20 protein-coding genes are annotated in these 26,363 nt (G+C 66.2%); 7 read left to right on the forward strand and 13 right to left on the reverse strand.

Annotation, left to right across the window (positions count from 1 at the left end; genetic code table 11):
• Positions 1-107: 107 nt before the first annotated feature.
• Positions 108-599, reverse strand: coding sequence for an iron response transcriptional regulator IrrA (gene irrA / locus CQW49_RS16645; RefSeq protein ID WP_003613011.1), 492 nt, complete (start codon positions 597-599; stop codon positions 108-110).
• Positions 600-803: 204 nt separating this feature from the next.
• On the opposite strand from irrA, the gene CQW49_RS16650 reads away from it, so the two are divergent.
• Positions 804-1,985, forward strand: coding sequence for a lytic murein transglycosylase (locus tag CQW49_RS16650; RefSeq protein ID WP_024749573.1), 1,182 nt, complete (start codon positions 804-806; stop codon positions 1,983-1,985).
• A gap of 42 nt (positions 1,986-2,027) precedes the next feature.
• Here CQW49_RS16650 and CQW49_RS16655 read toward each other — a convergent pair whose 3' ends face one another.
• The 6 genes from CQW49_RS16655 to CQW49_RS16680 form a co-directional block, all read right to left on the reverse strand.
• A complete protein-coding gene (locus tag CQW49_RS16655; RefSeq protein ID WP_003613007.1) occupies positions 2,028-2,249 on the reverse strand; it encodes a formate dehydrogenase subunit delta in 222 nt (73 codons plus the stop codon).
• Entirely contained in the window at positions 2,239-3,069 is an 831-nt protein-coding gene (fdhD, locus tag CQW49_RS16660; RefSeq protein ID WP_003613005.1) for a formate dehydrogenase accessory sulfurtransferase FdhD, read from the reverse strand. Before fdhD ends, CQW49_RS16655 begins: the two co-directional genes overlap by 11 nt.
• 258 nt (positions 3,070-3,327) lie before the next feature.
• Positions 3,328-6,207 (reverse strand): formate dehydrogenase subunit alpha, encoded by a 2,880-nt coding sequence (gene fdhF, locus CQW49_RS16665; protein ID WP_003614381.1) that lies wholly within the window; start codon positions 6,205-6,207, stop codon positions 3,328-3,330.
• Positions 6,208-6,219: 12 nt separating this feature from the next.
• Positions 6,220-7,773: a formate dehydrogenase beta subunit gene (locus CQW49_RS16670; protein ID WP_003614380.1), complete on the reverse strand. Its 1,554-nt coding sequence runs from the start codon at positions 7,771-7,773 to the stop codon at positions 6,220-6,222.
• The gene (locus CQW49_RS16675; protein WP_024749572.1) at positions 7,770-8,246 is read right to left on the reverse strand and encodes a formate dehydrogenase subunit gamma; all 477 of its coding nucleotides are present in this window, start codon (positions 8,244-8,246) and stop codon (positions 7,770-7,772) included. The genes CQW49_RS16670 and CQW49_RS16675 overlap by 4 nt, the downstream gene beginning before the upstream one ends.
• 126 nt (positions 8,247-8,372) lie before the next feature.
• Positions 8,373-9,275 (reverse strand): LysR family transcriptional regulator, encoded by a 903-nt coding sequence (locus tag CQW49_RS16680; protein ID WP_003614378.1) that lies wholly within the window; start codon positions 9,273-9,275, stop codon positions 8,373-8,375.
• 321 nt (positions 9,276-9,596) lie between these two features.
• Here CQW49_RS16680 and proS point away from each other — a divergent pair, with 321 nt between their 5' ends.
• Positions 9,597-11,141 carry a proline--tRNA ligase gene (gene proS / locus CQW49_RS16685; protein ID WP_003614377.1) on the forward strand — a complete coding sequence of 515 codons (1,545 nt, stop codon included), beginning with the start codon at positions 9,597-9,599 and terminating at the stop codon, positions 11,139-11,141.
• Positions 11,142-11,251: 110 nt separating this feature from the next.
• Positions 11,252-11,632, forward strand: a complete 381-nt coding sequence (locus CQW49_RS16690) for a hypothetical protein (RefSeq protein WP_003614376.1) — start codon at positions 11,252-11,254, stop codon at positions 11,630-11,632.
• Here the strand turns inward: CQW49_RS16690 and CQW49_RS16695 are convergent.
• The gene (locus CQW49_RS16695; RefSeq protein ID WP_040566387.1) at positions 11,626-12,882 is read right to left on the reverse strand and encodes a dicarboxylate/amino acid:cation symporter; all 1,257 of its coding nucleotides are present in this window, start codon (positions 12,880-12,882) and stop codon (positions 11,626-11,628) included. The genes CQW49_RS16690 and CQW49_RS16695 overlap by 7 nt on opposite strands.
• A 127-nt stretch (positions 12,883-13,009) precedes the next feature.
• Between CQW49_RS16695 and CQW49_RS16700 the strand changes: the two genes are divergently transcribed.
• Positions 13,010-14,188 (forward strand): GGDEF domain-containing protein, encoded by a 1,179-nt coding sequence (locus tag CQW49_RS16700; protein ID WP_003614374.1) that lies wholly within the window; start codon positions 13,010-13,012, stop codon positions 14,186-14,188.
• Positions 14,189-14,192: 4 nt separating this feature from the next.
• Here the strand turns inward: CQW49_RS16700 and mfd are convergent, their stop codons facing one another.
• The 4 genes from mfd to CQW49_RS16720 form a co-directional block, all read right to left on the reverse strand.
• Positions 14,193-17,714, reverse strand: a complete 3,522-nt coding sequence (mfd, locus tag CQW49_RS16705; RefSeq protein ID WP_003614373.1) for a transcription-repair coupling factor — start codon at positions 17,712-17,714, stop codon at positions 14,193-14,195.
• Positions 17,711-18,004 (reverse strand): succinate dehydrogenase assembly factor 2, encoded by a 294-nt coding sequence (locus CQW49_RS16710; protein WP_003614372.1) that lies wholly within the window; start codon positions 18,002-18,004, stop codon positions 17,711-17,713. Before CQW49_RS16710 ends, mfd begins: the two co-directional genes overlap by 4 nt.
• Positions 18,005-19,093: 1,089 nt before the next feature.
• Complete coding sequence (locus CQW49_RS16715) at positions 19,094-20,356, reverse strand: polyhydroxyalkanoate depolymerase (protein WP_003614370.1); 1,263 nt, start codon at positions 20,354-20,356, stop codon at positions 19,094-19,096.
• Between the two features lie 388 nt (positions 20,357-20,744).
• Positions 20,745-21,290: a YbhB/YbcL family Raf kinase inhibitor-like protein gene (locus CQW49_RS16720; protein WP_003614368.1), complete on the reverse strand. Its 546-nt coding sequence runs from the start codon at positions 21,288-21,290 to the stop codon at positions 20,745-20,747.
• Between the two features lie 118 nt (positions 21,291-21,408).
• On the opposite strand from CQW49_RS16720, the gene CQW49_RS16725 reads away from it, so the two are divergent.
• Positions 21,409-22,827, forward strand: coding sequence for an MDR family MFS transporter (locus CQW49_RS16725; protein WP_003614366.1), 1,419 nt, complete (start codon positions 21,409-21,411; stop codon positions 22,825-22,827).
• Here the strand turns inward: CQW49_RS16725 and CQW49_RS16730 are convergent, their stop codons facing one another.
• Complete coding sequence (locus CQW49_RS16730; protein WP_003614364.1) at positions 22,828-23,745, reverse strand: alpha/beta fold hydrolase; 918 nt, start codon at positions 23,743-23,745, stop codon at positions 22,828-22,830.
• Positions 23,746-24,126: 381 nt separating this feature from the next.
• Here CQW49_RS16730 and CQW49_RS16735 point away from each other — a divergent pair, with 381 nt between their 5' ends.
• A complete protein-coding gene (locus CQW49_RS16735; RefSeq protein ID WP_003614362.1) occupies positions 24,127-25,026 on the forward strand; it encodes a LysR family transcriptional regulator in 900 nt (299 codons plus the stop codon).
• Positions 25,027-25,064: 38 nt separating this feature from the next.
• Positions 25,065-26,267, forward strand: a complete 1,203-nt coding sequence (locus CQW49_RS16740; RefSeq protein ID WP_003614360.1) for an MFS transporter — start codon at positions 25,065-25,067, stop codon at positions 26,265-26,267.
• Positions 26,268-26,363: the final 96 nt, after the last annotated feature.

Below are 26,363 nucleotides of genomic sequence, written 5' to 3' on the forward strand. Positions count from 1 at the left end.
TATCTCGAGAAGCGAGCCTGAAGGCTCGCGGTCCAAGCCCGTACCTGGACCGCGAGCCTTCAGGCTCGCATTTCGTGACGTTCAAATCGGCCGAAGCGAGACCGCCCTCAGCCCTTCCGCTTCGGCCGCAGGCGGATGATCACGTCGCAGCCGACGATCTCCATGCCCTCGGGCGGCGGCGGCAGGCTGGCGAATTGGACGCTGCCATCGACGACGTCGAACATCTTCTTGCTGACCTCGTCCATGAAATGGTGATGCGGCGAGGTGCGGGTGTGGAAATAGGTGCGCGGACCCTGCACCGCGATCTCGCGCAACAGTCCGACATCGGCGAACTGGTTCAGCGTGTTGTAGACCGTCGACAGCGACATCTGCAGCCCGGCCTCGCGGGCTTCGGCGTGCAGCGCCTCGGCGCTCACATGGCGATCGCCATTGCCGTAGAGAAGCTTGGAGAGGGCGATGCGCTGCACGGTCGGCCGCAGCCCGGCGCCCCGCAGCTTCGCCTTCAGTTCTTCCTCGCCCCGAGAGGGCGGGGTGTTGCTCGGCCGCTTTCCCAACTGGATCGGGGCGCGAAAATTCGTAATCATAGGTTGATGCGTCATTTTCGGTTCCGCCTCGGTCCTGCGTGCGGCTCCTCTAGGGAACTCGGGTTGATGTCAATAGAAAACGCCACGCCGCCGGCTGTCAAACGAAATGGCCTAAGGTGTAAGGATTCCAGAAAGCGCCGCCTTTCCGGGGCCCGAGCGCGGCCGACGGAGCTCGCGCGGCGCCGCGGCGCCCCAGGCCTAGGCCGGGGCGGGGTATATTTGAAGCATCTAATTGTATTTTTTAGCTTTATAGCGGTTTGCTGCGGCGCCGCGAGCGCGCGGGACGACAGCGGTCTCGCGGCTTTCCTGCAGAATTTGTGGCCGGCGGCGGAGCGTGCGGGCGTTTCGCGCGAAGTCTTCGATCGAGCGGTCGAAAGCTCGAGTATAGAGACGAGCGTCTTGCAACGCCCGCACACACAAGCGGAATTTACTATCTCTATACCATCTTATCTGTCGAGCGCGCTCACGCCGGCGCGCGTCGCGCGCGGCCGCAGCCTCGCCACAGAACTGGCCGCGCCATTGGCGCGGATCGAACAGCGCAGCGGCGTCGCTTCGACGACGCTGCTCGCCATTCTCGGAGTGGAAAGCAATTTCGGTTCCGCGACCGGAGCCGCCGACACTCTGAGCGTGCTCGCGACCCTGGCCTATGGCGGCCACAGGGGAACGGTGTTCTCCGACGAATATATAGCGGCTCTGGTGATGCTGCAGCGGGGCTATGTCGCGCGGGAGCGCCTGCGTGGTTCCTGGGCCGGCGCTATGGGGCAGCCGCAGTTCCTGCCCTCGGCCTATCTGAAATTCGCGCAGAGCTATGACGGCGAGGGTCCCGCCGATATTTGGACGAACCGACTCGACTCCCTCGCCTCGATCGGTAATTTCTTGAAAGAATCCGGCTGGGTCGCGGGGCTTCCGCCCGTCATCGAGGTCGTGGTTCCTCCCACCTTCGACTATGGCGCGCTCGATCTCGATCTCTCGCAATGGAGAGCGACCGGGTTTTCGCAGGCCGACGGCGGGAGGCTGCCCGAGAGCGGCGCGGCGAGCCTGTTTCAGCCCGCGGGCGCCGCCGGACCGACTTTTCTGATCACCGATAATTTCGAGGCGATCCGCCAATACAATACGTCGGACGCCTATGCGCTGTCGGTGGCGCTCTTGGCGGAGCGCATCGCCGGGCGCAAGGCGCCGATCGCGCCTTGGCCGAAGGTCGCTGCGCTCTCGACCGCCGATTGCATGGAAATGCAACGCCTGCTCGCCGCCCGCGGGCTCTATCGCGGGACGATCGACGGCAAGCTCGGCCGCACGAGCCGCAACGCCGTTCACGCCTTTCAGCTGAGCGTGGGCCTGCAGCCGGCGGACGGGTTCGCGACGAAAGCGGTGTTGGAGAGACTGCGGGGGAAGGGCGAGTAGCGAATAGAAAAAGCCGAGCGCCGATCTGCTCGCTATTCGCTTCTATTTCCCGGCGAGCTTCTGCACGGCCTGGAGCGGCACCGTGTCGAGGCCTTCGCCGCCATGCTCGACATGGGCGATGATGCCGGCGCGCATGCGCGGGTCCCAGAATTTCTTCAAATGCTCCGCCGTGCCGGCGACCGCGTCCGAATGTCTCTGGGCGGCGAAGAACGCGCCGATCTGATTGGCCATTTTGACGAGCTTCTCGGCGGTGTTATGCGACATGGGACGAGACCTGCTCCAGAATGCGTTCGGGATGGGTGAAGATTTCGAAGTCGCGGCCGCGCACGACGGCGACCAGGGTGACGCCGCATTTTTCCGCCGTGCGGACGGCGAGCGCCGTCGGCGCGGAGACGGCGGCGATGACCGGCGCGCCGATGCGCGCGGCCTTTTGCACCAGCTCGACCGACACGCGGCTGGTCATCAGCACCACGCCCTGCGCCGCTGAGACGCCCTGACGCGCCAGCGCGCCAGCGAGCTTGTCGAGCGCATTGTGGCGGCCGACGTCCTCGCGCACGATCAGCGCGTCGTCGCCGGGCGCCCAGAAGGCGGCGGCGTGAACGGCGCGCGTCTCGCGATTGAGCGGCTGCGCCCCGGGCAGGCGGTCCATCGCCGCGATCAAAGCCACCGCCGGAACACGCAGCGCATTGTCGAGAACCGGCAGTGGTCGGCTCGCCTGCTCGAGGCTCTCGATGCCGCAGAGGCCGCAGCCGGTCGGCCCGGCCATCGAGCGTTTGCGCGCGGCATAGGCCTCCTGTCGTCCGCCAGCGAGCCAGCTGCGCAGCTCTATTCCGGCGTCGGAGGAGACGATCTCGAATTCGCCCGCCTCGTCGGCGCTGTCGATCAGTCCTTCGGTGAGAGCGAAGCCGAGCGAAAAATCCTCGAGATCGGCGGGCGTCGCCATCATCACGGCATGGGTCGAGCCGCCATAGGTGAAGGCGATCGGCGTCTCTTCGGGGATGACGCGAAAGCTGTCCGAAGCCGCGTCATTGCGCCGTGCGACGCACGGAACGCGAATGCTGGGCGCGGGCAGCTCGTCGGTCATCCTCGATCTTTCTCCAGTGCGCGCCCCTTCTCCCGCATGCGGGAGAAGGTGGTCCGGCCATAGGGCGTCTGTCAGGACGCCCGTCGCAAGCGACGGGCTATGGCCGGGTCGGATGAGGGGCCTCGTCGTGTCGCGGATGGATCCAGGCCCGTCGCCGACATGGTTGGTCGACGGCGCGGGCCCTCATCCGACCCTCGCTGACGCGAGGGCCACCTTCTCCCGCCCTGCGGGAGAAGGATTGGCGCCCGGCGTTCCGCCTTACTCCGCCGCGGTGGTGGCGATGCGGCGGGCGTTCTCGGCCATCTCGCGATATTGCTCCTGCCATTCGGTCGGGCCGTTGGAGGGCGAGATCTGCACCGCCGTCACCTTATATTCGGGGCAATTGGTGGCCCAATCCGAATTATCGGTGGTGACCACATTGGCCTGCGAGAGCGGGTGATGGAAGGTGGTGTAGACGACGCCCGGCGCCATGCGGTCGGTGACCTTGGCGTGCAGCGTGATCTCGCCGGCGCGGCTGGCGATACGCACCCAATCTCCGTCGCGAACACCGCGCAACTCCGCGTCGCTCGGATGGATCTCGAGGACATCCTCCTCGTGCCAGCGGCTGTTGTCGGTGCGGCGAGTCTGCGCGCCGACGTTATATTGCGAGAGAATGCGGCCCGTCGTCAGCAGCAGCGGGAAGCGCGGTCCGGTCTTCTCGTCGGTCGGGACATATTCGGTGATGACGAATTTGCCCTTGCCGCGGGTGAAGCCCTCGATGTGCATGATCGGCATGCCTTCCGGCGCCGCGTCGTTGCACGGCCACTGAACCGAGCCGACCTCGTCGAGCTTCTCGTAGGAGACGTTCTTGAAGGTCGGGGTCAGCCGCGCGATCTCGTCCATGATCTCGCTCGGATGCGAGTAGCTCCAGTCGAGGCCGAAGGCCTTGGCGAGCATTTGGGTGATCTCCCAATCGCCATAGCCGTTCTTCGGGCTCATCACCTTGCGGATGCGCTGGATGCGGCGCTCGGCGTTGGTGAAAGTGCCGTCCTTCTCGAGGAAGGACGCGCCCGGCAGGAACACATGGGCGTAGTTCGCGGTCTCGTTCAGGAAGAGGTCCTGCACGATGACGCATTCCATCGCCTCGAGCGCACGGCTGACATGCTTCGTGTCCGGATCGGACTGGAGAATGTCCTCGCCCTGGCAATAGAGGCCCATGAACTCGCCGGCGATCGCCGCGTCGAACATATTGGGGATGCGCAGGCCGGGCTCATTGTCGAGCGTGACGCCCCAGGCCTCCTCGAAGGTCTTGCGCGCCGCCTCATTGGAGATGTGGCGATAGCCCGGCAGCTCGTGCGGGAACGAGCCCATGTCGCAGGAGCCCTGCACATTGTTCTGTCCGCGCAACGGGTTCACGCCGACGCCGCGGCGGCCGAGATTGCCGGTGGCCATGGCGAGATTGGCGATCGCCATGACCGTCGTCGATCCCTGGCTGTGCTCGGTGACGCCGAGGCCGTAATAGATCGCCGCACGGCCGCCGGTGGCGTAGAGACGCGCCGCGGCGCGAATGTCTTCTGCCGGAACGCCCGAGAGCTTCTCGACTTCTTCGGGGCTGTTGCGATCGTCGGAGACGAAAGCCGCCCAATCCTGGAACTCGTCCCAATCGCAGCGCTCGCGGACGAAGGCTTCATTGACGAGGCCTTCCTTGACGATCACATGCGCGAGCGAGGTGACGATCGCGACATTCGTTCCTGGCTTCAGCGCAAGATGATGATTCGCCACGATATGAGGCGAACGCACCAGATCGATGCGGCGCGGATCGACGACGATGAGCTTGGCGCCGTCGCGCAGGCGCTTCTTCATGCGCGAGCCGAACACCGGATGCGCGTCGGTCGGATTGGCGCCGATGACGAGGATGACGTCCGAGTCGTCGACCGAGTCGAAGTCCTGCGTGCCGGCCGAGGTGCCGAAAGCCTGGTTGAGGCCATAGCCGGTCGGCGAATGGCAGACGCGCGCGCAAGTGTCGGTGTTGTTGTTGCCGAAGCCGGCGCGGGTCAGCTTCTGAACGAGATAGGTCTCCTCATTCGAGCAACGCGAGGAGGTGATGACGCCGACCGAACGCTTGCCGTATTTCTCCTGGATCGCCTTGAAGCGATCGGCGGCGAAGGCGATCGCCTCCTCCCAGGAGACGACGCGCCAGGGATCGGTCGCCTTGTCGCGGATCATCGGCGTCGTGACGCGCTCCTTGTGCAGCGCATAGCCGTAAGCGAAGCGGCCCTTGATGCAGCTATGGCCGTGATTGGCCTTGCCGTCCTTCCAGGGAACCATGCGGACGATCTCCTCGCCGCGCATTTCCGCCTTGAAGGTGCAGCCGACGCCGCAATAGGCGCAGGTGGTGACCTCCGAATGCTCCGGCTGGCCGATGGCGATCACCGACTTCTCGGTCAGCGTCGCGGTCGGGCAGGCCTGCACGCAGGCGCCGCAGGAGACGCATTCCGATTCCATGAAGGCTTCGGCCATGCCGGGAGAGACGCGGCTGTCGAAGCCGCGGCCGTCGATCGTCAGCGCGAAAGTGCCTTGCGTCTCCTCGCAGGCGCGAACGCAACGATTGCAGACGATGCATTTCGACGGGTCATAGGTGAAGTAGGGGTTCGACTCGTCCTTCGGCATCCATTCGAAATTGGCCGCGCCGTCCTTGCGGCTGCGCGCGAACACGTGATTGGCGCCGTCATAGCCATAGCGCACGTCGCGCAGGCCGACCGCGCCGGCCATGGTCTGCAACTCGCAATCGCCATTGGCGGCGCAGGTGAGGCAGTCGAGCGGATGGTCGGAGATATAGAGCTCCATCACGCCGCGGCGGATCGCCTTGAGGCGCGGCGTCTGCGTATGGACGCTCATGCCCGGCAGCACCGGCGTGGTGCAGGAGGCCGGCGTGCCGTAACGGCCGTCGATCTCGACGACGCAGAGGCGGCAGGAGCCGAAAGCCTTGAGGCTGTCGGTGGCGCAGAGCTTCGGAATCTCGGTCCCGACCTCCATCGCCGCGCGCATGATGGACGTGCCCTCGGGCACGGTGACCGATACGCCGTCGATGGTCAGAGTGACTTCTTTTTCCGACTTCGAGGCAGGCGTGCCGTAATCGGTTTCTTTGACGAGGCTCATGGCTCTTGCTCCTCACTCGGCGGCGGCGGGAAGCGTCGCTTTGCGGAAATCTTCCGGATAATGACGAAGAGCGCTCTCGACAGGATAGGGCGCAAAACCTCCGAGCGCGCAGAGGGACCCGAATTTCATCGTGTGGCAGAGATCGGACAGAAGCTCGATATTGGCTTCCACATCGACGCCTTCGACGATTCTGTCGATCGTCTCGACGCCGCGCGTGGAGCCGATGCGGCAGGGCGTGCATTTGCCGCAGCTTTCGATCGCGCAGAACTCCATGCCGAAGCGCGCCATCTGCGCCATGTCGACGGTGTCGTCGAACACGACGAGGCCGCCATGGCCGATCAGGCTGTCATGCTTCTGGAACGCCTCATAATCGAAGGGCGTGTCGAACAGCGACGGCGGCACATAGGCGCCGAGCGGGCCGCCGCATTGCACGGCGCGCACGGGACGGCCCGAGAGCGAGCCGCCGCCGATGTCGTTGACGATCTCGCCGAGCGTCAGCCCGAAGGGCGTCTCATAGAGGCCGCCAAATTTCACATTGCCGGCGATCTGCAGCGGCATGGTGCCGCGCGAGCGGCCGACGCCCAGGGAAGCGTAATATTCGCCGCCCTTGGCGAGAATGGCGGGCGCGGTGGCCAGCGTCAGAACATTGTTGACGACGGTCGGCCGGCTCATGAAGCCGACATGCGCCGGCAGCGGCGGCTTGGCGCGCACGATGCCGCGCTTGCCCTCGAGGCTCTCGAGCAGCGAGGTCTCCTCGCCGCAGACATAGGCGCCGGCGCCGATGCGCAGCTCGATGTCGAAGGCGAAACCCGAGCCCCGAACATTCGGGCCGAGCCAGCCGGCCTTGCGCGCCGCCTCCAGCGCCTCGGTCAGCACCTCGGCGCATTGCGGATATTCTGCGCGGAGATAAATGAAGCCCTTGCTCGCGCCGATGGCGTAGCCGCAGATCGTCATGCCCTCGATGAGGACGAAGGGATCGCCCTCCATCACCATGCGATCGGCGAAAGTGCCGCTATCGCCCTCGTCGGCGTTGGTGACGACATAGCGGCGGTCGGCCGGAGCGTCGGCGACCGTCTTCCATTTGATGCCGGCCGGGAAGCCCGCGCCGCCGCGGCCGCGCAGGCCCGACTTCGTCACTTCCTCGATCACCTTGGCCGGGCCGATCTCGAAGGCCTTGGCGAGGCCCTGCCCGCCGCCATGGGCGACGTAATCGTCGAGATTCACGGGATCGATGACGCCGACGCGCTCGAAGGTGACGCGCGTCTGCTTGGCCCAATAGGGATGCTCCTCGACCTTGCCGATCGAGAGCGGATGCGCGCCGCCCCTCAAGAAGCCGGCGTCGAACAACGAGGGAACGTCGGAGGGCTTCACATTGCCATAGCCGATGCGGCCTTCCGGCGTCTCGACCTCGACCAGAGGCTCGAGCCAGAGCAGGCCGCGCGAGCCGTTGCGGACGATCTGAATGGCCTCGCCGCGCGCGGCGGCCTCTTTCTCGATCGCGGCGAGAACCCGCTTGGCGCCGACCGCCAGCGCGGCCATATCGCGGGGAACATAGACCTTGGTCATGAGTTGCGCGCCTCCGCCGCCAGCTCGTCCAGCATTTCCGCGTCGACGCGGCCGATGGGCTCATTGTCGTAGAGAGCGCCGGGGCTGTGGGCGCACAGGCCGAGGCAATAGACCGCCTCGACGGTCAGCGAGCCGTCATTGGCGGTCCCGCCCCATTCGAGCTTGACGCGCTCGAGGAAATCCTTGGCGATCTTCTCCGAGCCCATGGATTGGCAGGACTCGGCGCGGCACAGCTTCAGCACATGGCGGCCGGCCGGCGCGCGGCGGAAGTCGTGGTAGAAGCTGACGACGCCATGCATCTCGGCCCGGGAGATGTTCAGCGACTGCGCGATCTGCGGCACCGCCGCCTCGGGCACATAGCCGAATTCTTCCTGAATGGCATGCAGGATGGGCAGGGCAGGACCCTCGAGCCCGAGATGGGCGTCGATGATCTCCTGCGCCCGCGCCTCGTTCCATGGAACAGCGCCAGACATTTCTTCCCCATTCTTATAGAGCGGACCCGGACGGCCGACGTCCGCCCTTTTTAGGTAATTGCCCCAACAGTGCAGCAAAAGCGGGTTTTGATCAATAACCTGGAATCGTTGTACGATAGGCGAACCCTATAAATCCGCAGGCGATGGATTCTTCGCGAGTTTCTTGGCCTCCAGCACGAGCGCGGCCACTTGCGGAATGGTCGGCTCGCGGTGCGGGACCACCAATCCGATCTCATGGACGGCCTCGGGCTCGACGATGGGGATCGCGCGCAAAGGGGCGGTGACGCGTAGGGAGTCGGCCAGCTTTTCGGGTAGGATGGTGGCCCAGCGGCCGGTCTTCACATGGGCGAAGAGGACGATCACCGAATTGGACTCGAGGGCAGGCTCCGGGTTCCCGCCGGCGTCGCGGATCAGCCGCTCGACGATGCGGCGGTTCTGCATGTCTGGCGTCAGCAGGCAGAGCGGAATGCGCCCGACATCGGCCCAGGTCACCTTGTCGCGATTGCCGAGCGGATTATCCGTCGAGGTCAAGAGCCGGTAGCGCTCGGAAAACAGCGGCACCGTCCGCACGCGGCCCAAGGGCTCATTGTCGAGATAGGTGAGGCCGGCGTCGATCTCGAGATTGTCGAGCATCGAGAGAATATCGGTCGAGGAGCTGGTCAGAATGGTGAAGCGCACCCCCGGATGTTTCTCGCGGAAGGGCGTCGTCAGCGCCGGGATCATGGTGAGGGCGGTGGGAATGGCGGCGATCTTCAGCTGGCCGCCGAGACCTTCCTTCAGCGCGCGCACCTCCTGCCGCATCGCCCGCGCGTCGGCGACGATGCGCTTGGCCCATTCCAGCACCCGCTCGCCCTCGGCGGTGAGGCCGTGGAAGCGCGAGGAGCGATTGACCAGCAGCACGCCGAGACTGTCCTCGAGCTGCTTGACGCCCGCCGAGAGCGTCGGCTGGGTGACGCCGCACAGTTCCGCGGCGCGCGAGAAGCTGCGCTCCTTGGCGACGGTGATGAAGAATTCCAGCTTGTCGATCACTTGCGCGCCATAAGCTCCGCTCGCGCCTCATGGGACTCGATGGGGACGCTCGCGCGGAACTATATACCCAATGGGCGAAGACGGCGAATTTATCGCGCAAAGCGCGGATGTCCTGTAGTCTTCGCCCCTGTCGTGACTGGGGACGTAAGATGCCTCGGAGGCCGCTGACGGCCGAAACACCCCGTCATCGCGAGGAGGCGTAGCCGACGAAGCGATCCAGAGCCGCGGGGCGCGCGCCGGGACGGCGTCGCCTCCCTCGCCATCACGGCTCCCTTGGGCTATCTCTCCCCTCGGCCCAGAATCACATCCCCGAAGGCAAAGATGAAACGCGCCCTGTCGGTCACGAGAGACGAAAATTTCGCCCAATGGTATCAGGCGGTGGTCGCCGAGGCCGATCTCGCCGAGACCAGCCCGGTGCGCGGCTGCATGATCGTCAAGCCCTGGGGCTATGGCGTCTGGGAGCTGATCCAGGCGGCGCTCGACAAGCGCATCAAGGAGACCGGGCACGAGAACTGCTATTTTCCGCTGTTCATCCCGATGAGCTTCATCGCTCAGGAGGCGAGCCATGTCGAAGGCTTCGCCAAGGAGATGGCGGTCGTCACCCATCACCGGCTGAAATCGGTGGACGGCAAGCTCGTCGTCGATCCCGACTCCAAGCTCGAGGAGCCGCTGATCGTGCGGCCGACCTCGGAGACCATCATCGGCGACGCCTTCCGCCGCTGGGTCAGCTCGCATCGCGATTTGCCGGTGCTGATCAACCAATGGGCCAATGTCGTGCGCTGGGAGATGCGCACGCGCCTCTTCCTGCGCACCAGCGAGTTCCTCTGGCAGGAGGGCCACACCGCCCATGCCGACGAGGCGGACGCGCGGGAAGAGACGCGAAAGATGCTCGAGGTCTATCGCGAGATCGTCGAGGATGTGCTGGCCGTGCCGGTGATCGCCGGCGAGAAGCCGGAGAACGAGCGCTTTCCGGGCGCCGTGAACACTTACTCCATCGAGGCGATGATGCAGGACGGCAAGGCCCTGCAGGCCGGCACCTCGCATTATCTCGGCACGAACTTCGCCCATGCGCAGAACATCCGCTTCCAGGGCGCGAGCGGCGAGCTGGAGTTCTGCCACACGACGAGCTGGGGCGTCTCGACGCGTCTCGTCGGCGGCGTGATCATGACTCATGGCGACGATGACGGGCTGCGCCTGCCGCCGGCCATCGCGCCCAAGCAGATCGTCGTCGTGCCGATGCTGCGCGACAAGCCTGAGGATTCCGAGGTGCTCGCTTATTGCGAGGCGCTGAAGGCGGATCTCGACGATCTCGTCGCGCTGAAGGCGCCCTTGCGCGCCCATGTCGACAAGAAGCCGGTCCGCGCCGCCAATAAGCGCTGGGACTGGGCGCGGCGCGGCGCGCCGATCATTCTGGAGATCGGCCCGCGCGACGCATCTAACGGCATGGTGACGATGATCCGCCGCGACCGCTTGCGCGACGGCGACAAGATCGTCTCGGTCGGCATGCCTCGCGCGGACTTCCTCGCCACGGCGCCTGCGCTGCTCGCCGAGATTCAGAAAAACCTGTTCGAGGAGGCGAAGGCGCGGCTCGACGCCAATATCCGCGCCGATCTGACCAGCTTCGACGCCATCGCCGATTATTTCGGCAAGGCGGCCGAGGACGACGAGGCGTCGGCCTTCAAGGGCTGGGTGCGCGCGCCCTGGGCGCGGCCGACCGGCGCCGAGCTGGAGCAGGTCGAGACGCGGCTGAAGGCGCTGAAGCTGACCTTGCGCAACATTCCGCTCGGCCAAGGCGCGGCGAGCGGAACCTGCGTCTTCACCGGCCGTCCGGCGGTGGAGGAGATTTTGATCGCCCGCGCTTATTGAGGCCGAGGGCGCCGGGGCGGGGACAAAGCAGAAGCTCGGCTGATTGACCCCGCCGCCCGATCCGGTATTGTTGCAATAGCTTATTGATCGCCCAGTGTTTCGAGGTTCCCATGTTCAAGACGCTTTTCATTGCGGCAATTCTGGCGGCGTCGGCTCAGCCGGCCGTGGCGCAATCTATCTTCGAAGGTTTCGGCGAGCCGGAAGACCCGGCCGCCGCCGAGCTGTATCAATGGAAGCGCGCGATTTATCAGCAGATCAAGGAGCATGCGCCGCGTCTCAATCTCGGACGTGGGCGGGCGGATGTCAGCTTCTGCGTCGATAGCGCCGGACGCGTGGTCAAGGGGAAGGTCGACGACTCTTCCAGCGATGCCCATGATCTCATCGCCGCGAGCGTCATCTCCTCGCTGAAGCTGCCGCCGGCGCCGCCGACCGTCCGCAAGACGCTCGGTCGGTGCTGTTTATCGCTGCAGGGGCGTTTCCGGTTTTATTGAAGCGCTGCGCCATCTCTGGCGTGGTCTTGCGGCGCCCTCACCTTCCCATCCAGCAGACAGCTCACCGTCACATCGCCCATCACATTGATCGCCGTGCGGCAGCGGTCGAGCAGCCAGTCGATCGTCAGCAGCAGCGCGATGTAGTCGGTCGGCAGCGCCACGGCGCGGAACACCATGGTCATGGTCACGAGGCCGGCTTCCGGAATGCCGGCGGCGCCCACCGAGGCCAGAACCGAGGTCAGCACCACCAGGAACTGGTCGCCGAGCGACAGCTGCAGGCCGATCAATTGCGCCACGAACAGCGCCGACATCGCCTCATAGAGCGCCGTGCCGTCATTGTTGAAATTGGAGCCGACCAGCGCGCCCATGCTCGCCGATTGCTCGCGCAGGCCCACCTTGTCGCGCAGGCGCTCATAGGTGAGCGGCATGGTCGCCGTGGAGCTGCCGGTTGAGAAGGCCATCAGCAGCGCGTCGCGCACGCCGGCGACGACAGCGCGCGGGCGAGCCCATGAGCCGAAGCGGATGCGCGCGCAATAATAGAGAAATTGCAGCGTCAGCGCCGTCAGCACGGCGATGAAGAAGCCGCCGAGCGCGATGAAGTCGCCGAAGCCCTTGACGCCGACGATGCTGGCGACGAGGCCGAAGACCGCGAGCGGCACGACGTCGATGATCCAGTGCAGGATGACGATGAGGCTCGACAGCGCCACATGCACGAGGTCCTCGACCGTGCGCACCTCATGCGTCTTGAAGCCGCGCAGCGCGACGCCGAAGGCGACGGCGATGAAGATGACGCCCATCACCGCGCCATTGTCCGAGAACGGCCCAATGATGCTCCTCGGCACGCTGTCGAGCAATTGCGACAGCGGGTCGACGGCGGCGGCGGCTTTCGCCGGCGCGGCGCCGGGCGCGGCGGTCGTCCAGCGCCCGGGCTGTACCACATTGGCGACGGCGAGGCCGATGAGTATGGCGACGAGCGTGTTGGCGAGGAGCAGGGTGACGAGGCGCAGCGCCTGCCGTCCGCCCAGATGCGCGCGCATGAGGGCCTGCACGATGGCGAGCAGGATCAGCGGCGGCGCCAGAGCGCCGAGCAGGCGCAGGACCAGCTTGGCGGGCGTCTCGAGAAGTTGCGCCTGCGGCCCGAGCGCGAGGCCAGTCGCGACGCCGAGCGCCACAGCGGCGACGATGCGCAGATAGAGCGGCGTCGCGCGCCATGCGCCGAGGAGGTCGATCGGCCTCCCGATCCCGTCCATAGAACGCAAGCTATTGTCCTCCAACGATGGGCAGACGGGCAGGCCCAGCCCCGCTCGACTGCCGCGGACGTGAAAATGACGCGTATCGCCAATCTTATAGGTGTATTCCGGCGTCTTCGGGAGTCCCATGCTCGGCGCGTCCTTCGCTCTCATCGTCAACATCATGATCGCGGCGCTGTTCGCCGCGAGCTTCATATTTGTCGCGCTGACCAATCCGGCCGGCCGCCGGGCGCTGTGGTTCGCCGCGAGCTATATGCTCGGAATGCTGGCGCCGGTGAGCCTGTTCGTCATTCCCTTCAGCCCCTGGCCCAATTTCTTCGGCGCGCTGAACTATGTGGGCTTTTGCGCAGGCCTGTTTTTGATGACCGGCTCTCTCGCCCGCTTCTACGATCGTGGCCCGCGCTGGAGCGTCGTTGGCGGGCTCTATTGCGCCGCGCTGTCCAGCGGCGCGATGATCGCCGAATGGCCGCAGAACAATCTCGCATTCAACCTCGTCTATCAGACGCCCTACGCCTTTGCGTGCGCCTGCAGCGGCTGGATCATTCTGCTCGCGAGCCGACGCGGGGCGCTCGAGATCGCGCTCGCGGGCCTCTATGGGCTGATCGCGGCGCATTTCCTCGTGAAGCCCTTTTTCGCGGCCGCCTTCGGCGTCGGTCGCACGCCGAGCGAATATGTGGCGAGCTCCTATGCGATCGCCTCGCAATCGGCGACCGGCGTTCTGCTGATCGCGGCCGGGCTGCTCACCTTGCTCATCGTCGCGCAAAAGGCGATCGCCGAGGCGCGTCGCGCGGCGGAGACCGATCAATTGACCGGGCTCTTGAACCGTCGCGGTTTCGACCTTGCTTGCGCGTCCCGGCTCGCGAGCGCGAAGGCCGGGCGTGATCCGACGACGGTCGTTCTTCTCGACCTCGATCATTTCAAACGGGTCAACGATCGATTCGGCCATGCGGTCGGCGACGATGTCTTGCGATATTTCGCTGCGCTGCTACGGCTGACGACGCCCGAGGGCGCGCTCGCCGGCCGCATGGGCGGCGAGGAGTTCGTCGTTTTCCTGCATGGCGCGCCGCTCGCTCGAGGACGACGCGTCGCCGAGACGATCCGACGCGCCGCGGCGCTGCACGTCACGCCGCGCCTGCCCCCGATCACCGTCAGCATCGGCGTCGCCGAAATCGCCGCGGACGAAACCTTCTCTCATGCGATGCGCCGCGCGGACGAGGCGCTCTACCGCGCCAAGACGCTGGGCCGCAATCGTGTCTGTATCGCTCGGGCGAAACGTGCGCGGAGCATCCCGCTCCCGAACGAATAGGCCCTCACGCCGCCTTCTTCTTCTCCGCGATCGACACCAGCGTGCGCAGAATGCGGCGCGTCCCTTCGAGCCGGCCCTTCATATCGGCGAAATCGCGGATGAACACGATACGCATGTCCGGGCGCACCTTGGCCTGCGATCCCTGGTCCATCACATAGCGGGCGAGGCCGGCGGGGTCGGCGAAGCTGCCGTCGCGGAAGGCGATGATGACGCCTTTCGGCCCCGCCTCCACCTTCTCCACATGGGCGCGCCGGCACATGGCCTTGATCGCCACGATCTTCAGCAATTGCTCCACCTCCGGCGGGAAGGCGCCGAAGCGGTCGATGAGCTCCGCCGCGAAGGATTCGATGTCGGCGTCGGTCTCCAGCGTCGAGAGGCGGCGATAGAGCTGCAGGCGCAGCGTGAGATCGGGGACATAGTCTTCCGGTATCGTCACTGGCGCGCCAATGGCGATGGTCGGCGACCACGCCTCTTCCTGCGGCTCTTCGATTCCGGCCTTCAGCAGCGTGATCGCATCGCCCAGCATCTGCTGATAGAGCTCGTAGCCGACCTCCTTGATATGGCCGGACTGCTCGTCGCCGAGGAGATTGCCGGCGCCGCGAATGTCGAGGTCGTGGCTCGCGAGCTGGAAGCCGGCGCCGAGCGTGTCGAGACTCTGCAGCACCTCGAGCCGCTTTTGCGCCTGCGGCGTGATGGTCTTATTGGCGGGCGTCGTGAACAGCGCATAGGCGCGCGTCTTGGAGCGGCCGACGCGGCCGCGCAGCTGATAGAGCTGCGCGAGGCCGAACATGTCGGCGCGCCAGACGATCAGCGTGTTGGCGGTCGGAATGTCGAGGCCGGATTCGACGATCGTCGTCGAGAGAAGGATGTCGTATTTCCCGTCATAGAAGGCGGTCATGCGCTCTTCGAGATCGCCCGCCGCCATCTGCCCATGCGCCATGACGAATTTCGCCTCGGGCACGACCTCGCGCAGGAAGGCGGCGGCGTCCTCCAAATCCTCGATGCGCGGACAAACGAAGAAGGCCTGTCCGCCGCGATAGCGCTCGCGCAGCAGCGCCTCGCGCACGATCAGCGGATCGAAGGGCGAGACGAAGCTGCGCACGGCGAGGCGATCGACGGGCGCCGTGGCGATCAGCGACAATTCGCGCACGCCGGTCATGGCGAGCTGCAGCGTGCGCGGGATCGGCGTCGCCGACAAAGTCAGCACATGCACTTCCGCGCGCAGCTCCTTCAAGCGCTCCTTATGGCCGACGCCGAAATGCTGCTCCTCGTCGATGATGACGAGGCCGAGATCCTTGAACGAGATCGTCTTGCCGAGCACGGCGTGTGTGCCGACGACGATGTCGATCGTGCCGTCGGCGATTCCGCTCTTGGCGAGGCGCGCATCGGCGGCGGTGGTCATGCGCGACAATTGCGCGACGCGGATCGGCAGGCCGGAGAAGCGCGTCGAGAAGGTCTTGTAATGCTGGCGCGCGAGCAATGTCGTCGGCACGACGACGGCGACCTGACGTCCGTTGATCGCCGCGCAGAAGGCGGCGCGCAGCGCCACTTCCGTCTTGCCGAAGCCGACGTCGCCGCAGACAAGCCGATCCATCGGCCGACCCGAGCTAAGATCGTCGAGCACCGCCTCGATCGCCGCGGCCTGATCCTCGGTCTCGTCATAGGGAAAGCGCGCGCAGAATTCGTCGTAGAGCCCTTCCGGCGGCGCGAGCTTCGTCGCCTGACGCAGCATGCGCTGGGCCGCGATCGCGATGAGGCCCTTGGCCATCTCGCGAATACGGTTCTTCATCCGCGCCTTGCGCGTCTGCCAGCCGACGCCGCCCAATTTGTCGAGCTGCGCCTCGGTGTCCTCGGAGCCGTAGCGCGACAAGAGCTCGATGTTCTCGACCGGCAGATAGAGCTTATCGCCGCCGGCGTAATGAATCTCGAGGCAGTCGTGCGGCGCGCCGGCGGCGGTGATGGTCTCGAGGCCGATGAAGCGGCCGATGCCGTGATCGACATGCACCACGAGATCGCCGGCCGAGAGCGCGGCGATCTCGCCGAGCAGATTTTCCGTATGCTTGGTCTTGCGGCGGCGACGCACCATGCGGTCGCCGAGAATGTCCTGCTCGCCGATGACGACGAGCCCGTCTGTCTCGAAGCCATGCTCGACGCCGAGCACGGCGAGCGCCGTTGCGCCTTTGCCGAGCGCCAGCGCCGCCGGCAGCGACGACACGGTCTGCACGTCGCGCAGTCCATGCTCGGCGAGCACGCTGCCGAGGCGCTCGCAGGAGCCGTCCGACCAGCCGGCGACGACGACGCTCTTGCCGGCGCCGCGCAGCGCCTTCACATGATCGACCGCGGCCTCGAAGACATTGGCGTTCTCGTCATTGCGCTCGGGCGCAAAATCGCGGCCCGGCCGCGCCGCGCAATCGATCGCGGTCTTCTCGGCGCCCTCCGGCGCGGCGAAGGGCGAGAAGCGCGCGCGGCCGCGCGCCTCGATCTGTCCGCGCCACTCCTCGACGGAGAGATAGAGTTCTTTCGGCTCCAGCGGCTTGTAGCTCGCCTCGGCGGGCGCGGCGTCATAGGCGAATTTGCGCGCGTCGTAATAATCGGCGATCTGCGCGGCGCGCTCCCCCGCCGCTTCGTCGACGAGCTGGTCGAGCATCAAGGGAGCGGAGCCGATATAATCGAACAGGCTGCCCATGCGCGGATAGAATAGCGGCAGCCAATGCTCGGCGCCCTGAAAGCGGCGGCCCTCGCTGATCGCCTCATAGAGATGGTCGCCGCGCGTCTGTCCGCCGAAGCGCGTGGTGTAGGCCTGGCGGAACCGGCGCATGGAGTCGCTCGTCAGCCGCAATTCGCTCATCGGCACGAGATCGAGCGCGCGCAGCTGGCCGATGGTGCGCTGACTCTCCGGATCGAAGCTGCGGATGGATTCGAGCGTGTCGCCGAAGAAATCGAGCCGCACCGGCGTCGGCATGCCCGGCGCGTAGAGATCGAGAATGCCGCCGCGCTGGGCGTATTCGCCGGTCTCGCGCACGGCCGAGGAGCGCAGGAAGCCATTGGCCTCGAGCCAGCGCGCCAGCTCATCCATATGCACGACATTGCCGGGCGCGGCGGAGAATGTGTCGGCGGCGACGGCCTCGAGCGGCGGCACGCGCTGTAGCAGGCAATCGACCGTGGTGGTGACGATTCGCGGCCGCTCGGCCGAGGATTTGGAGCGGGCGAGACGCGCGAGCGCGGTCATGCGCCGCGCGCTGATCGCCGCATTGGGCGAGACGCGGTCATAGGGCTGGCAGTCCCAGCCGGGCACGTCCAGCGCCTCGACCTCGGGCGCGGCGAAGCGCAGCGCCTCGCGAAAGGCGGCCGAGCGCTGCGCGTCGCGCGCCACATGGACGAAGACGGCCGGCTTGCCCTCCGCGCCGCGCGCCAGAGCGCGGGCGAGGTCGGCGCAGACGAAGGCGTCGAAACCGTCGGGAACATGGGTGAAGGCGAGCGCGTCGCCGGCCTCGATGCGGGCGATGGCCTTTTTGAGATCGGTCACGCGCCGCGCCCTCGCTCCAACGGCCCATTGGCGTGAAAGGCCGCGATTCTGCGAAACAGCGGCGTGTCATAGGCGGGCGGCGCGCCGGCGGCGCACAGCCAGCCATAGACGGCGTCGTCATCGGCGTCGAGCAGCGCCTCGAGCGCCTCGAGCGCGGCGTCGTCCAGCCCGCGGATCTCGGAGTCGACGAAGCCGCCCATGATCAAGTCCATTTCGCGCATGCCGCGGCGCCAGGCGCGAAAACGGATGCGCCGGCGGCGGATGTCGAGATCGTCGAAGGATGGGGCCATGATCGTGTGCGCGAGGAGACCTACGCCGCAACGCAGCGCGCTCGATACGAGAAATGCGGCGCCGAACGCCGTTTCCGATGCCGTCGCTTATGGAAGCGCTGTGTAGCCCAATCGTCGACGAAAAGATAGCGAGACATGCCGCTCTTTCGAGCTCGTTGCCAGAGCGCCGACAGTCTGCCGTTTTTTTAAATCGAGCATGGCTTCTCAGGCATCCCGCAGACCCGGCCATGGCAGGCTGCGCATCGACTTGTGTCGTGCATCGTCGACAATGAGTTCAAGCGTATTGAATTTTAAATATCAAATATTTGTAAAATCCTTTCAATGCATCAGCGCGAAGGTCTAGAGTAAATATTTCTCATAATCTCCGTATTGTAAAAACATCTAGACGATCCATATCGGCCACGGATTTCTAAAGGAGGCCGCTATCCCGTCTCGACCAGAGGAGAACGAGACATGAAAGCAGCAATGATAATGCTAACGCTGCTCGCGAGCAGTCCTGCTGTCGCCGATTGCTGGAGAATGAGCCTCGAGGGACGGCCCGAGTTCACGAATATCCGTAAGGGCCCAGGCATGAATTTTCCGGTTGCGGATCGCCTCGAGTCATATTCGGGTGATCTGCTCTGGTGCGGCTATCGCCGAACGAACGGAGAAACAGAGTGGTATCACATCGGCTATAAGGCATATGGAGATCGGGCGTGGAGATACGGGTGGACATCGGCAAAGGTTGTCCATGTCGTAGAAGCGCAACGAACATTAGGGGGCGCATGTCCAGCGTTGGATTTTTTTGCGGGACACGCTCCATACGAAGGCCGTTCTGTCGGCAATAGTGACCGATCCAGCGCAGGAGAACCTGTCAGGTTGATCGGTGACGCCCCATCCGCCATCGGCGATAGCTGGGACGATCAAGACGGCGATTCGGATCGACACAGCGTCACCTGCTCGACTCCGAAGGGAATATGCACAGTGAGTGACAGCAGGCCCATTGCGCCGACTCGAGCTTGCTACTGCGGGACAGCTGCTGGTTTGACATGGTAGCGAATGTCCGCTTGGACGCTCCGCGGGGCGACGGCGACGCGCCGCCGCCCGTCATCAGCCGCCCGCCTGCTCCACCCTCGCCATGAAATCGCCGATGCGCGGCGCGATCTCCTTGCGGAAGCGCGAGCCGTTGAACACGCCGTAATGGCCGACGCCCTCTTGCAGATAATGTTGCTTGCGCGCCTCGGGAATATTGGCGCACAGCTCCTGCGCCGCATAGGTCTGGCCGACGCCGGAGATATCGTCCTTCTCGCCCTCGACCGTGAGCAGAGCGGTGCGCTGGATCGCCGTAAGATCGATGAGCTCGCCGTGATGGCGCAGCTCCCCTTGCGGGATTTCGTGGCGAATGAACACCTTCTCCACCGTCTCCAGATAGAAGTCGGCGTCGAGATCCATGACCGCGAGATATTCGTCATAGAAATCGCGATGCTTTTCCGCCGAATCGCCGTCGCCCTCGACGAGATGGTTGAACATCTCCACATGGGCGGCGACATGGCGCTCGAGATTCATCGCCATGAAGCCCGAGAGCTGCAGAAAGCCCGGATAGACGCTGCGCCCGAGCCCGGCGTGCGGGAACGGCACGGTGTGGATGCAATGGCGGTGGAACCAGTCGACGCCGCGCTCGACGGCGAGGCGGTTGACCGCGGTCGGGCTGCGGCGCGGATCGATCGGCCCGCCCATCAGCACCATGGATTCGGGCGCGTCCACGCCGCCCTCGCCGTCCAGCGCCGCTACCGCGCAGATCAGCGGCACCGACGCCTGGCAGACGCCGAGCGTGTGCAGCGACACGCCGTCGCCGCGCTTGGACAGGATGCGCATCATCTCGATGAGATAATCGATGTAATCGTCGAGACCGAAGGCGCCGCGCTCGGTCGGGACGACGCGGGCGTTGCACCAATCGGTGATGTAGACGTCATGGCTCGGCAGGAAGGCCTCGACCGTGCCGCGCAGCAAGGTCGCAAAATGCCCGGACATCGGGGCGACGATCAGCAGCTTGGACTGGCGCGGCGCACCCTCCGCGCGCTGGCGCCGGAAATGCACGAGGCGGCAGAACGGGCGCTCCCACAGCACCTCTTCCGTGACCGGAACGACGAGGCCGTCGACCGTCGTCTCCTTCAGTCCGAAGACCGGCTTGCTGTAACGGCGCGTCATCCGCTCGAACAATTCCGCCGCCGCCGCGACGCTGCGGCCGACGGAGGTATGCGCGAAAGGGTTGAACGGATTGGTGAAGGTCGTGAGCGTTGCGTCCGACATCGCGCGCGCCGGCGCGAAGGCCAGATGCATCATCTCATAGAGCTGGTAAGACAGCCGATCCATTTCTGCAGACTCCAGCTCTCGCGCTGCGCCGCTCGGGGGAGCGACGTCGCGTGACCGAAGACGAACGTCGAACATAGCTCAGTTCTGGTGAAATGAAAACTGCCTTCTATTTACACCGAGCCTGCGAAAATTTTCTTCGAACAGCCTAAAAAACGGGCGGCTGGCGAATGCGGTCTGCAACATGGTGGATGTCGGGGCGGCGCCGGTCGAGGCGCCGCCGGGAAGAGGGATCTCGTCCTGTCGGGGTTACGCCCTAAGGACGCATCACGGCTCATGATCTTTGTCCCGCCCATGGCGAATTGGTCTCGCGCGTCTATATGGCGCCGCTCGAAAAACAAACAAGATCAAAGCGTAGCAGTGACGCGCCGGCTGTATCTATGGCCGCTGGTCAGCGGCCATAGAGCCCGGTCAGATTCGCCTTGGCGAGGACATTCTGATTGACGAGAAAGCCGACCAGCGAGGCGGTCGCGCCCTCCGGCGCCTCGACCTTCTCGACGCCGAGCGCATAGAGCGTGAACACATAGCGATGCGGCGGATCGCCGACCGGCGGGCAGGGGCCGCCCCAGGCGGAAATTCCATAATCGCTGCGAATCTGCTTTGCGCCCGTCGGCAGGCCGGCTCCGTCCGGCGTTCCCGCGCCCTGCGCCAGAGCCCGCGCCGTGCCGGGAATATCGACGACCAGCCAGTGCCAGAAGCCGGCGCCGCCGGTCGGCGCGTCGGGATCGTGGCAGAACAGCGCAAAGCTCCTGGTTCCTGCCGGCGGCTCGCTCCAGGCGAAGGCGGGCGAGACATTGCCGCCGCCCCCGCCGAATCCATCGAAGGCGAATTTCAGATCGATGACCGCGCCCTCGGCGATATCGGGGCTCGTCAGCGTCAGTCCGCCGGCGCCGGCGTCGGCTGCGGAAAGGGCGGCGAAAGGAAGATGATTGCGCATGGCTGGGTTCCCGTGCGGCTCGTGGCGAAGGGCTTTCCGCCCAATCTTTCTGTAGACGATGGCGCGCGCCGTGTCGCGTCGGCTATTGTGCGGCGCCGCGCAAAGAGGAGCAGGCCCCGTGAACAAACCGCCGACCGAGCTCTCGCGACAGGCGCCGACGAAGAGCGAGCTGATCCAAATCATGGTCGGCCTCGGCCTCGCCATGCTGCTTTCGGCGCTCGATCAATCCATCGTCGCCACCGCCATGCCGACCATCGCCGCCGATCTCGGCGATTTCGTCCATCTGCCCTGGATCGTCACCGCCTACCTCGTCGCCTCCACCGCGGTGACCCCGCTTTATGGCAAGCTCGCCGACATTCATGGGGCGCGCGCCATGCTGCTGATCGGCGTCGCCATTTTCGTCGCCGGCTCCGTCTTCTGCGCGCTCGCGCCGAGCATGGGCCTGCTCGCCCTCGCCCGCGCCGTGCAGGGCATGGGCGGCGGCGGCCTCATCGCGCTCGCGCAGACGGTCATCGCCGATCTCGTCACGCCGCGCGAGCGCGGCCGCATGATGACCTATTTCTCCATTGTCTTCATCGCCGCCAGCGTCGGCGGGCCGGCGCTCGGCGGCGTCTTCGCCGAGCATCTCCACTGGTCGCTGATCTTCTGGATCAATGTCCCGCTCGGCCTCGTCGCCTTCGCCATGAGCTGGTTTCATCTCCGTCGGCTGCCGCAGCGCCGCCATCCGCATCGTCTCGACATCGCCGGCGCGGCGCTGCTCGTCGTCGGCTCCAGCGTGACGCAGCTCGCGCTCTCCTGGGGCGGCGAGCGCCTCGCCTGGAGCTCGGCGCCGATGCTGGCGCTGCTGGCGGCGGCCGCCGCGGCCTGGGCGCTGTTCGCCTGGCGCACGCGCGCGGCCGAGGAGCCGCTGATCCCGCTCGACGTGCTCGGCGATTCCGTGGTGCGCGACGCGACGCTCTCGGGCGCCTTCGGGCTCGGGACCTTCATCGCGCTGACCATGTTCCTGCCGATCTATTTCGAGGGCGCGCTCGGGCTCACCGCCGATCAGTCCGGCCTCGCGCTCATTCCGCTCACCATTGCGACGGTGACCGGGGCCACCATCTCGGGCCGGCTAATGAGCCGCATCCGCCACTACAAAGCGGCGCCGCTCATCGGCCTCGGCGCGGCGACCCTCGCCATGGCGGCGTTGTGGCTGGCGCTCGGCGCGCTGTCGCTCGCGGCGCTCGACGCGCTGCTGGCGGTGGTCGGGCTCGGCGTCGGCGCCATGCTGCCGGTGACCACGGTCGCGGTGCAGAACGCGGTTCCCGCGCATAATCTCGGCACGGCGACGGCGGTGACGCAATTCTCGCGTCAGCTCGGCGGCGTGTTCATCGTCGCCATCTTCGGCGCCATCGTGATCGGCGGCGGCCCCGTGGCGGCGCCCGAGGCGCTGCGCGCCGCCTTCCGCACAGCGCTCGGCGTCGCCGCGCTGCTCACGCTGGCGAGCTTTCTGTTCATGGCGCGCATGGAGCAGCGCGATCTGCACGGGGAGGGGTGATCACGCCGAAAGAAAGCGCGCGAGCCGGTCGCAGAAGAAATCCGGCGCTTCCTCGGCGACGAAATGTCCGCTGTCCTCGACGATCTCCGCGGTGAGGTCGCGCGCCTGCCGCCGCGCGGCCTCCTCGAGCCGCGCGCCGACGCCATGGCGCCCGGCGATCGTCATCACCGGCATGGAGAGCGTGCTGTCCGTGAATGAAGCGGCGAGGCGCGCGTCCTCGGGCAGCGCGCGATAAAAGGCGAAGCCCGCCGCCATGCCGCCCGGCGTCGCATAATGGCGCGCATATTCGGCGATTGTCGCCTCGGACACGGCGGTCTTTCGATAGGACCATGCGCGGATCTGCGCGGTGATATAAGCGTGCTCCCGTCCCTTGGTCAGCAGCTCGGGAATCTCCGGCGCCATGTGGAATCCATAATGCCAAGCGCCGCCATGCGCCGCGTCCATATTCTCCGTTCCGGGCAGCAGACAATCGACCAGAACGAGTCTCTCGACGCAGTCCGGATGCAGATGCGCGAGCAGAAAAGCGGCCTTGCCGCCCATGTCGTGCCCGACCACATGGGCGCGGCCGCCCGCGACATGGGCGATCAGCGCGGCGATATCGGCGGCGATGGTTTGCTTGTCATAGCCGGCGGGCGTGCGCTGCGAGAGGCCGACGCCGCGCAGATCCGGCGCGATCAGCGTGAAGCGCGAGGCGAGCCGCTCCATCGTCTGCTTCCAGGCGAGCCAGGTCTGCGGCCAGCCATGCAGCAGCACCACCGCCGGTCCGGCGCCGACGACGACATAATGCAGACGCACGCCATTGGCCTCGACGAAACGGCTGGCGCCGTCCGCGGGAAGAGCCGCTGGCGCGACTTCCGCGAGGGCCGGCCCGAGCAATGCGGCGCCCGCCGTGGCGGCGAGAAAAGCGCGGCGCTCCATGTGGTTCCCTCCTTCTTCGATCTGCGGGCGCCCCCCTCCTCTCGAGGGCGCATCCAAGATGCGTAGCGCCGTCATGGCCGGGCTCGTCCCGGCCATCCACGCCACGCCGCGGAGCAACGCTCGGAAAGCGCCCGCGATAGCTGGGTTTCTCGTCTCCGCCGAGTTGCGGAGACTGTCGCAGCAATGCTGACGTCGCGCATAGCAATGCGAAAAACCGCGGCGTCACGGCGTGGATGGCCGGGACGAGCCCGGCCATGACGGCCCTTTTGGAAATGTGTCAGCCTCGAGGGGAGGGTGAACACCTTCCACGCCAGAGTTGTCGATCCGGCCCGCCCCGTCTATTCGTCATGCGGGAATGACTTCCATAACCAACGAGAATGCATGGACCTCGCCGCCGCCCTTCGCGCCTTCGTCCGCTCGGTCGAGCGCGGCTCGATGACCGCGGCGGCGGCCGATCTCGGCGTGTCGCAACCCGCGGTCAGCAAGCTGCTGCGCAATCTCGAGGGCCATGTCGGCGCGAAGCTCGTCGAGCGCGGCGCCCGCGCGCTGCGCCCGACGCCGCAGGGCCTCGCGCTCTACGAGGCGGCGGGCGGCGCGCTGGCGGTGATCGACGCGGCCATCGAGGGACTGCGCAGCGATGGCGGCGCGATCGAGGGGCGCCTCCGCCTGCATGGGCCGGCCTGCATCGGCGAGCGCGATCTGCACGCGCTGGCGGCGCAATTCCAGGATCGCCATCCCGCGGTCGACGTCGAGCTCTCCCTGGACAATCGGCCGGTCGATCTCATCCACGAGAATTTCGATCTCGCGCTGCGCATGGAGCGGCCGACCGATCAGCGTCTCGTGATGCGCCGCATCGGCTATAGCCGTCGCATTCTCGTCGCCTCTCCCGATTATCTCGCGCGTCGCGGGCCCGTGGCGAGCTGCGTGGAGCTCGCCGGCCGGGACCTTATCGTCACCGACGCCTCGCTGCGCGCCGGCGCGCTGCTCTTGCGCCGCGGCAAGGAGAAAATCGCGCTTCCCGTGCGCCCCAAGCTGACGACCAATAATGCGCGCGTGCTGCTCGACGCGCTGACGGCCGGCCGCGGCGTCGGAACCACGCAGCTGCTGCTGGTCGCGCAGGATCTGGCGGCGGGCCGGCTGCTGCGCGTGCTGCCCGATTGGGAGATCGAGCCGACGGAGTTTTTTCTCGTCTATCCCTCGACCAGATATCTGCGCCCGACCGTCCGAGCCTTCGTGGATTTCGTGGCGCCGGCGTTGCGAAGGGTGGAAGGGATTTTTTGAGCGCGGCCAGCGCTCCATCGGGAGGCGACAGAATTTCAATGTCTTCGAGTCGATCCATCGCCGACCGGACGCGGATCGGCGCCACGGTCTTTCCGGTGCTGGGGGCGATCAGCTTCTGTCATTTTCTCAATGATCTGATGCAATCGCTGCTGCCGGCGGTCTATCCGCTGCTCAAGGGCGGGTTCGATCTCGATTTCGGCCAGATCGGCCTCATCACCTTCACCTATCAGATCACCGCCTCGCTGCTGCAGCCGCTCGTCGGCCTCTACACCGACAGGCGGCCGCAGCCTTATTCGCTCGTCATCGGGATGGGCGCCACCTTTTGCGGCCTGCTGGCACTCGCCTTCGCGCCGAGCTTCGCCGCGCTTCTGGCGGCGGCGGCGCTGATGGGAATCGGCTCCTCCATCTTCCATCCCGAATCGGCGCGCATCGCTCGCCTCGCTTCGGGCGGCGCGCATGGGCTGGCGCAGTCGCTGTTTCAGGTCGGCGGCAATTTCGGCGCGTCGCTCGGGCCGCTGCTGGCGGCCTTCTTCATTCTGCCGCGCGGCCAGAGCAGCCTCGCCTGGTTCGCCCTCGCGGCGCTCGGCGCCATGGCGGTGTCGGCGCCGCTCGGCGCCTGGCTGCGCGGGAACGGCCATGGCGCCGCGCCGCGCCACATCGCCGCGCGCGCCGACGCCGGCCTGCCCGCGGACCAGCGCCGCTGGGCGCTCGCCGTGCTGGTGGCGCTGATGTTCTCGAAATTCGTCTATCTGGCGGCGCTCGGCAATTATTACGTCTTCTATCTGATGAGCCGCTTCGATCTCGCGCCGCGCGACGCGCAGATCTATCTCTTCGTCTTTCTCGCCACCTCGGCGGGCGGCACGGTGCTCGGCGGCGCGCTCGGCGACCGCTTCGGCCGCAGGAGAGTCATCTGGGGCTCGATCCTCGGCGTGCTGCCGTTCACGCTGGCGCTGCCCTATGTCGATCTTCCGGCGACCGTCGCGCTCAGCGCCATCATCGGCTTCATGCTCGCTTCGGCCTTTCCGGCGATCCTCGTCTTCGCGCAGGAATTGACGCCGAACCGCATCGGCGCGGTCTCGGGCCTCTTCTTCGGCTTCGCCTTCGGCATCAGCGGCCTCGCCGCCGCGGCGCTCGGCGCGCTGGCCGACCGCACCAGCATAGAATTCATGTTCCAGCTGTGCGCGTTCCTGCCGCTGATCGGATTGCTGGCCGTGTTTCTTCCGCGAGAGGACGCGCGATGACGCGGCGCGGCGACTCGACCAGCGTCCCGGCCAGCGTCACGGCGTGGAGGTCGTGACGTTCTGCAATTCTCGAGGGCCGCGCCGCCGCGAGCCTCG

Origin of the sequence: Methylosinus trichosporium OB3b (genome assembly GCF_002752655.1) — a bacterium.
In the GTDB taxonomy this organism is placed as follows: Bacteria; Pseudomonadota; Alphaproteobacteria; order Rhizobiales; family Beijerinckiaceae; genus Methylosinus; species Methylosinus trichosporium.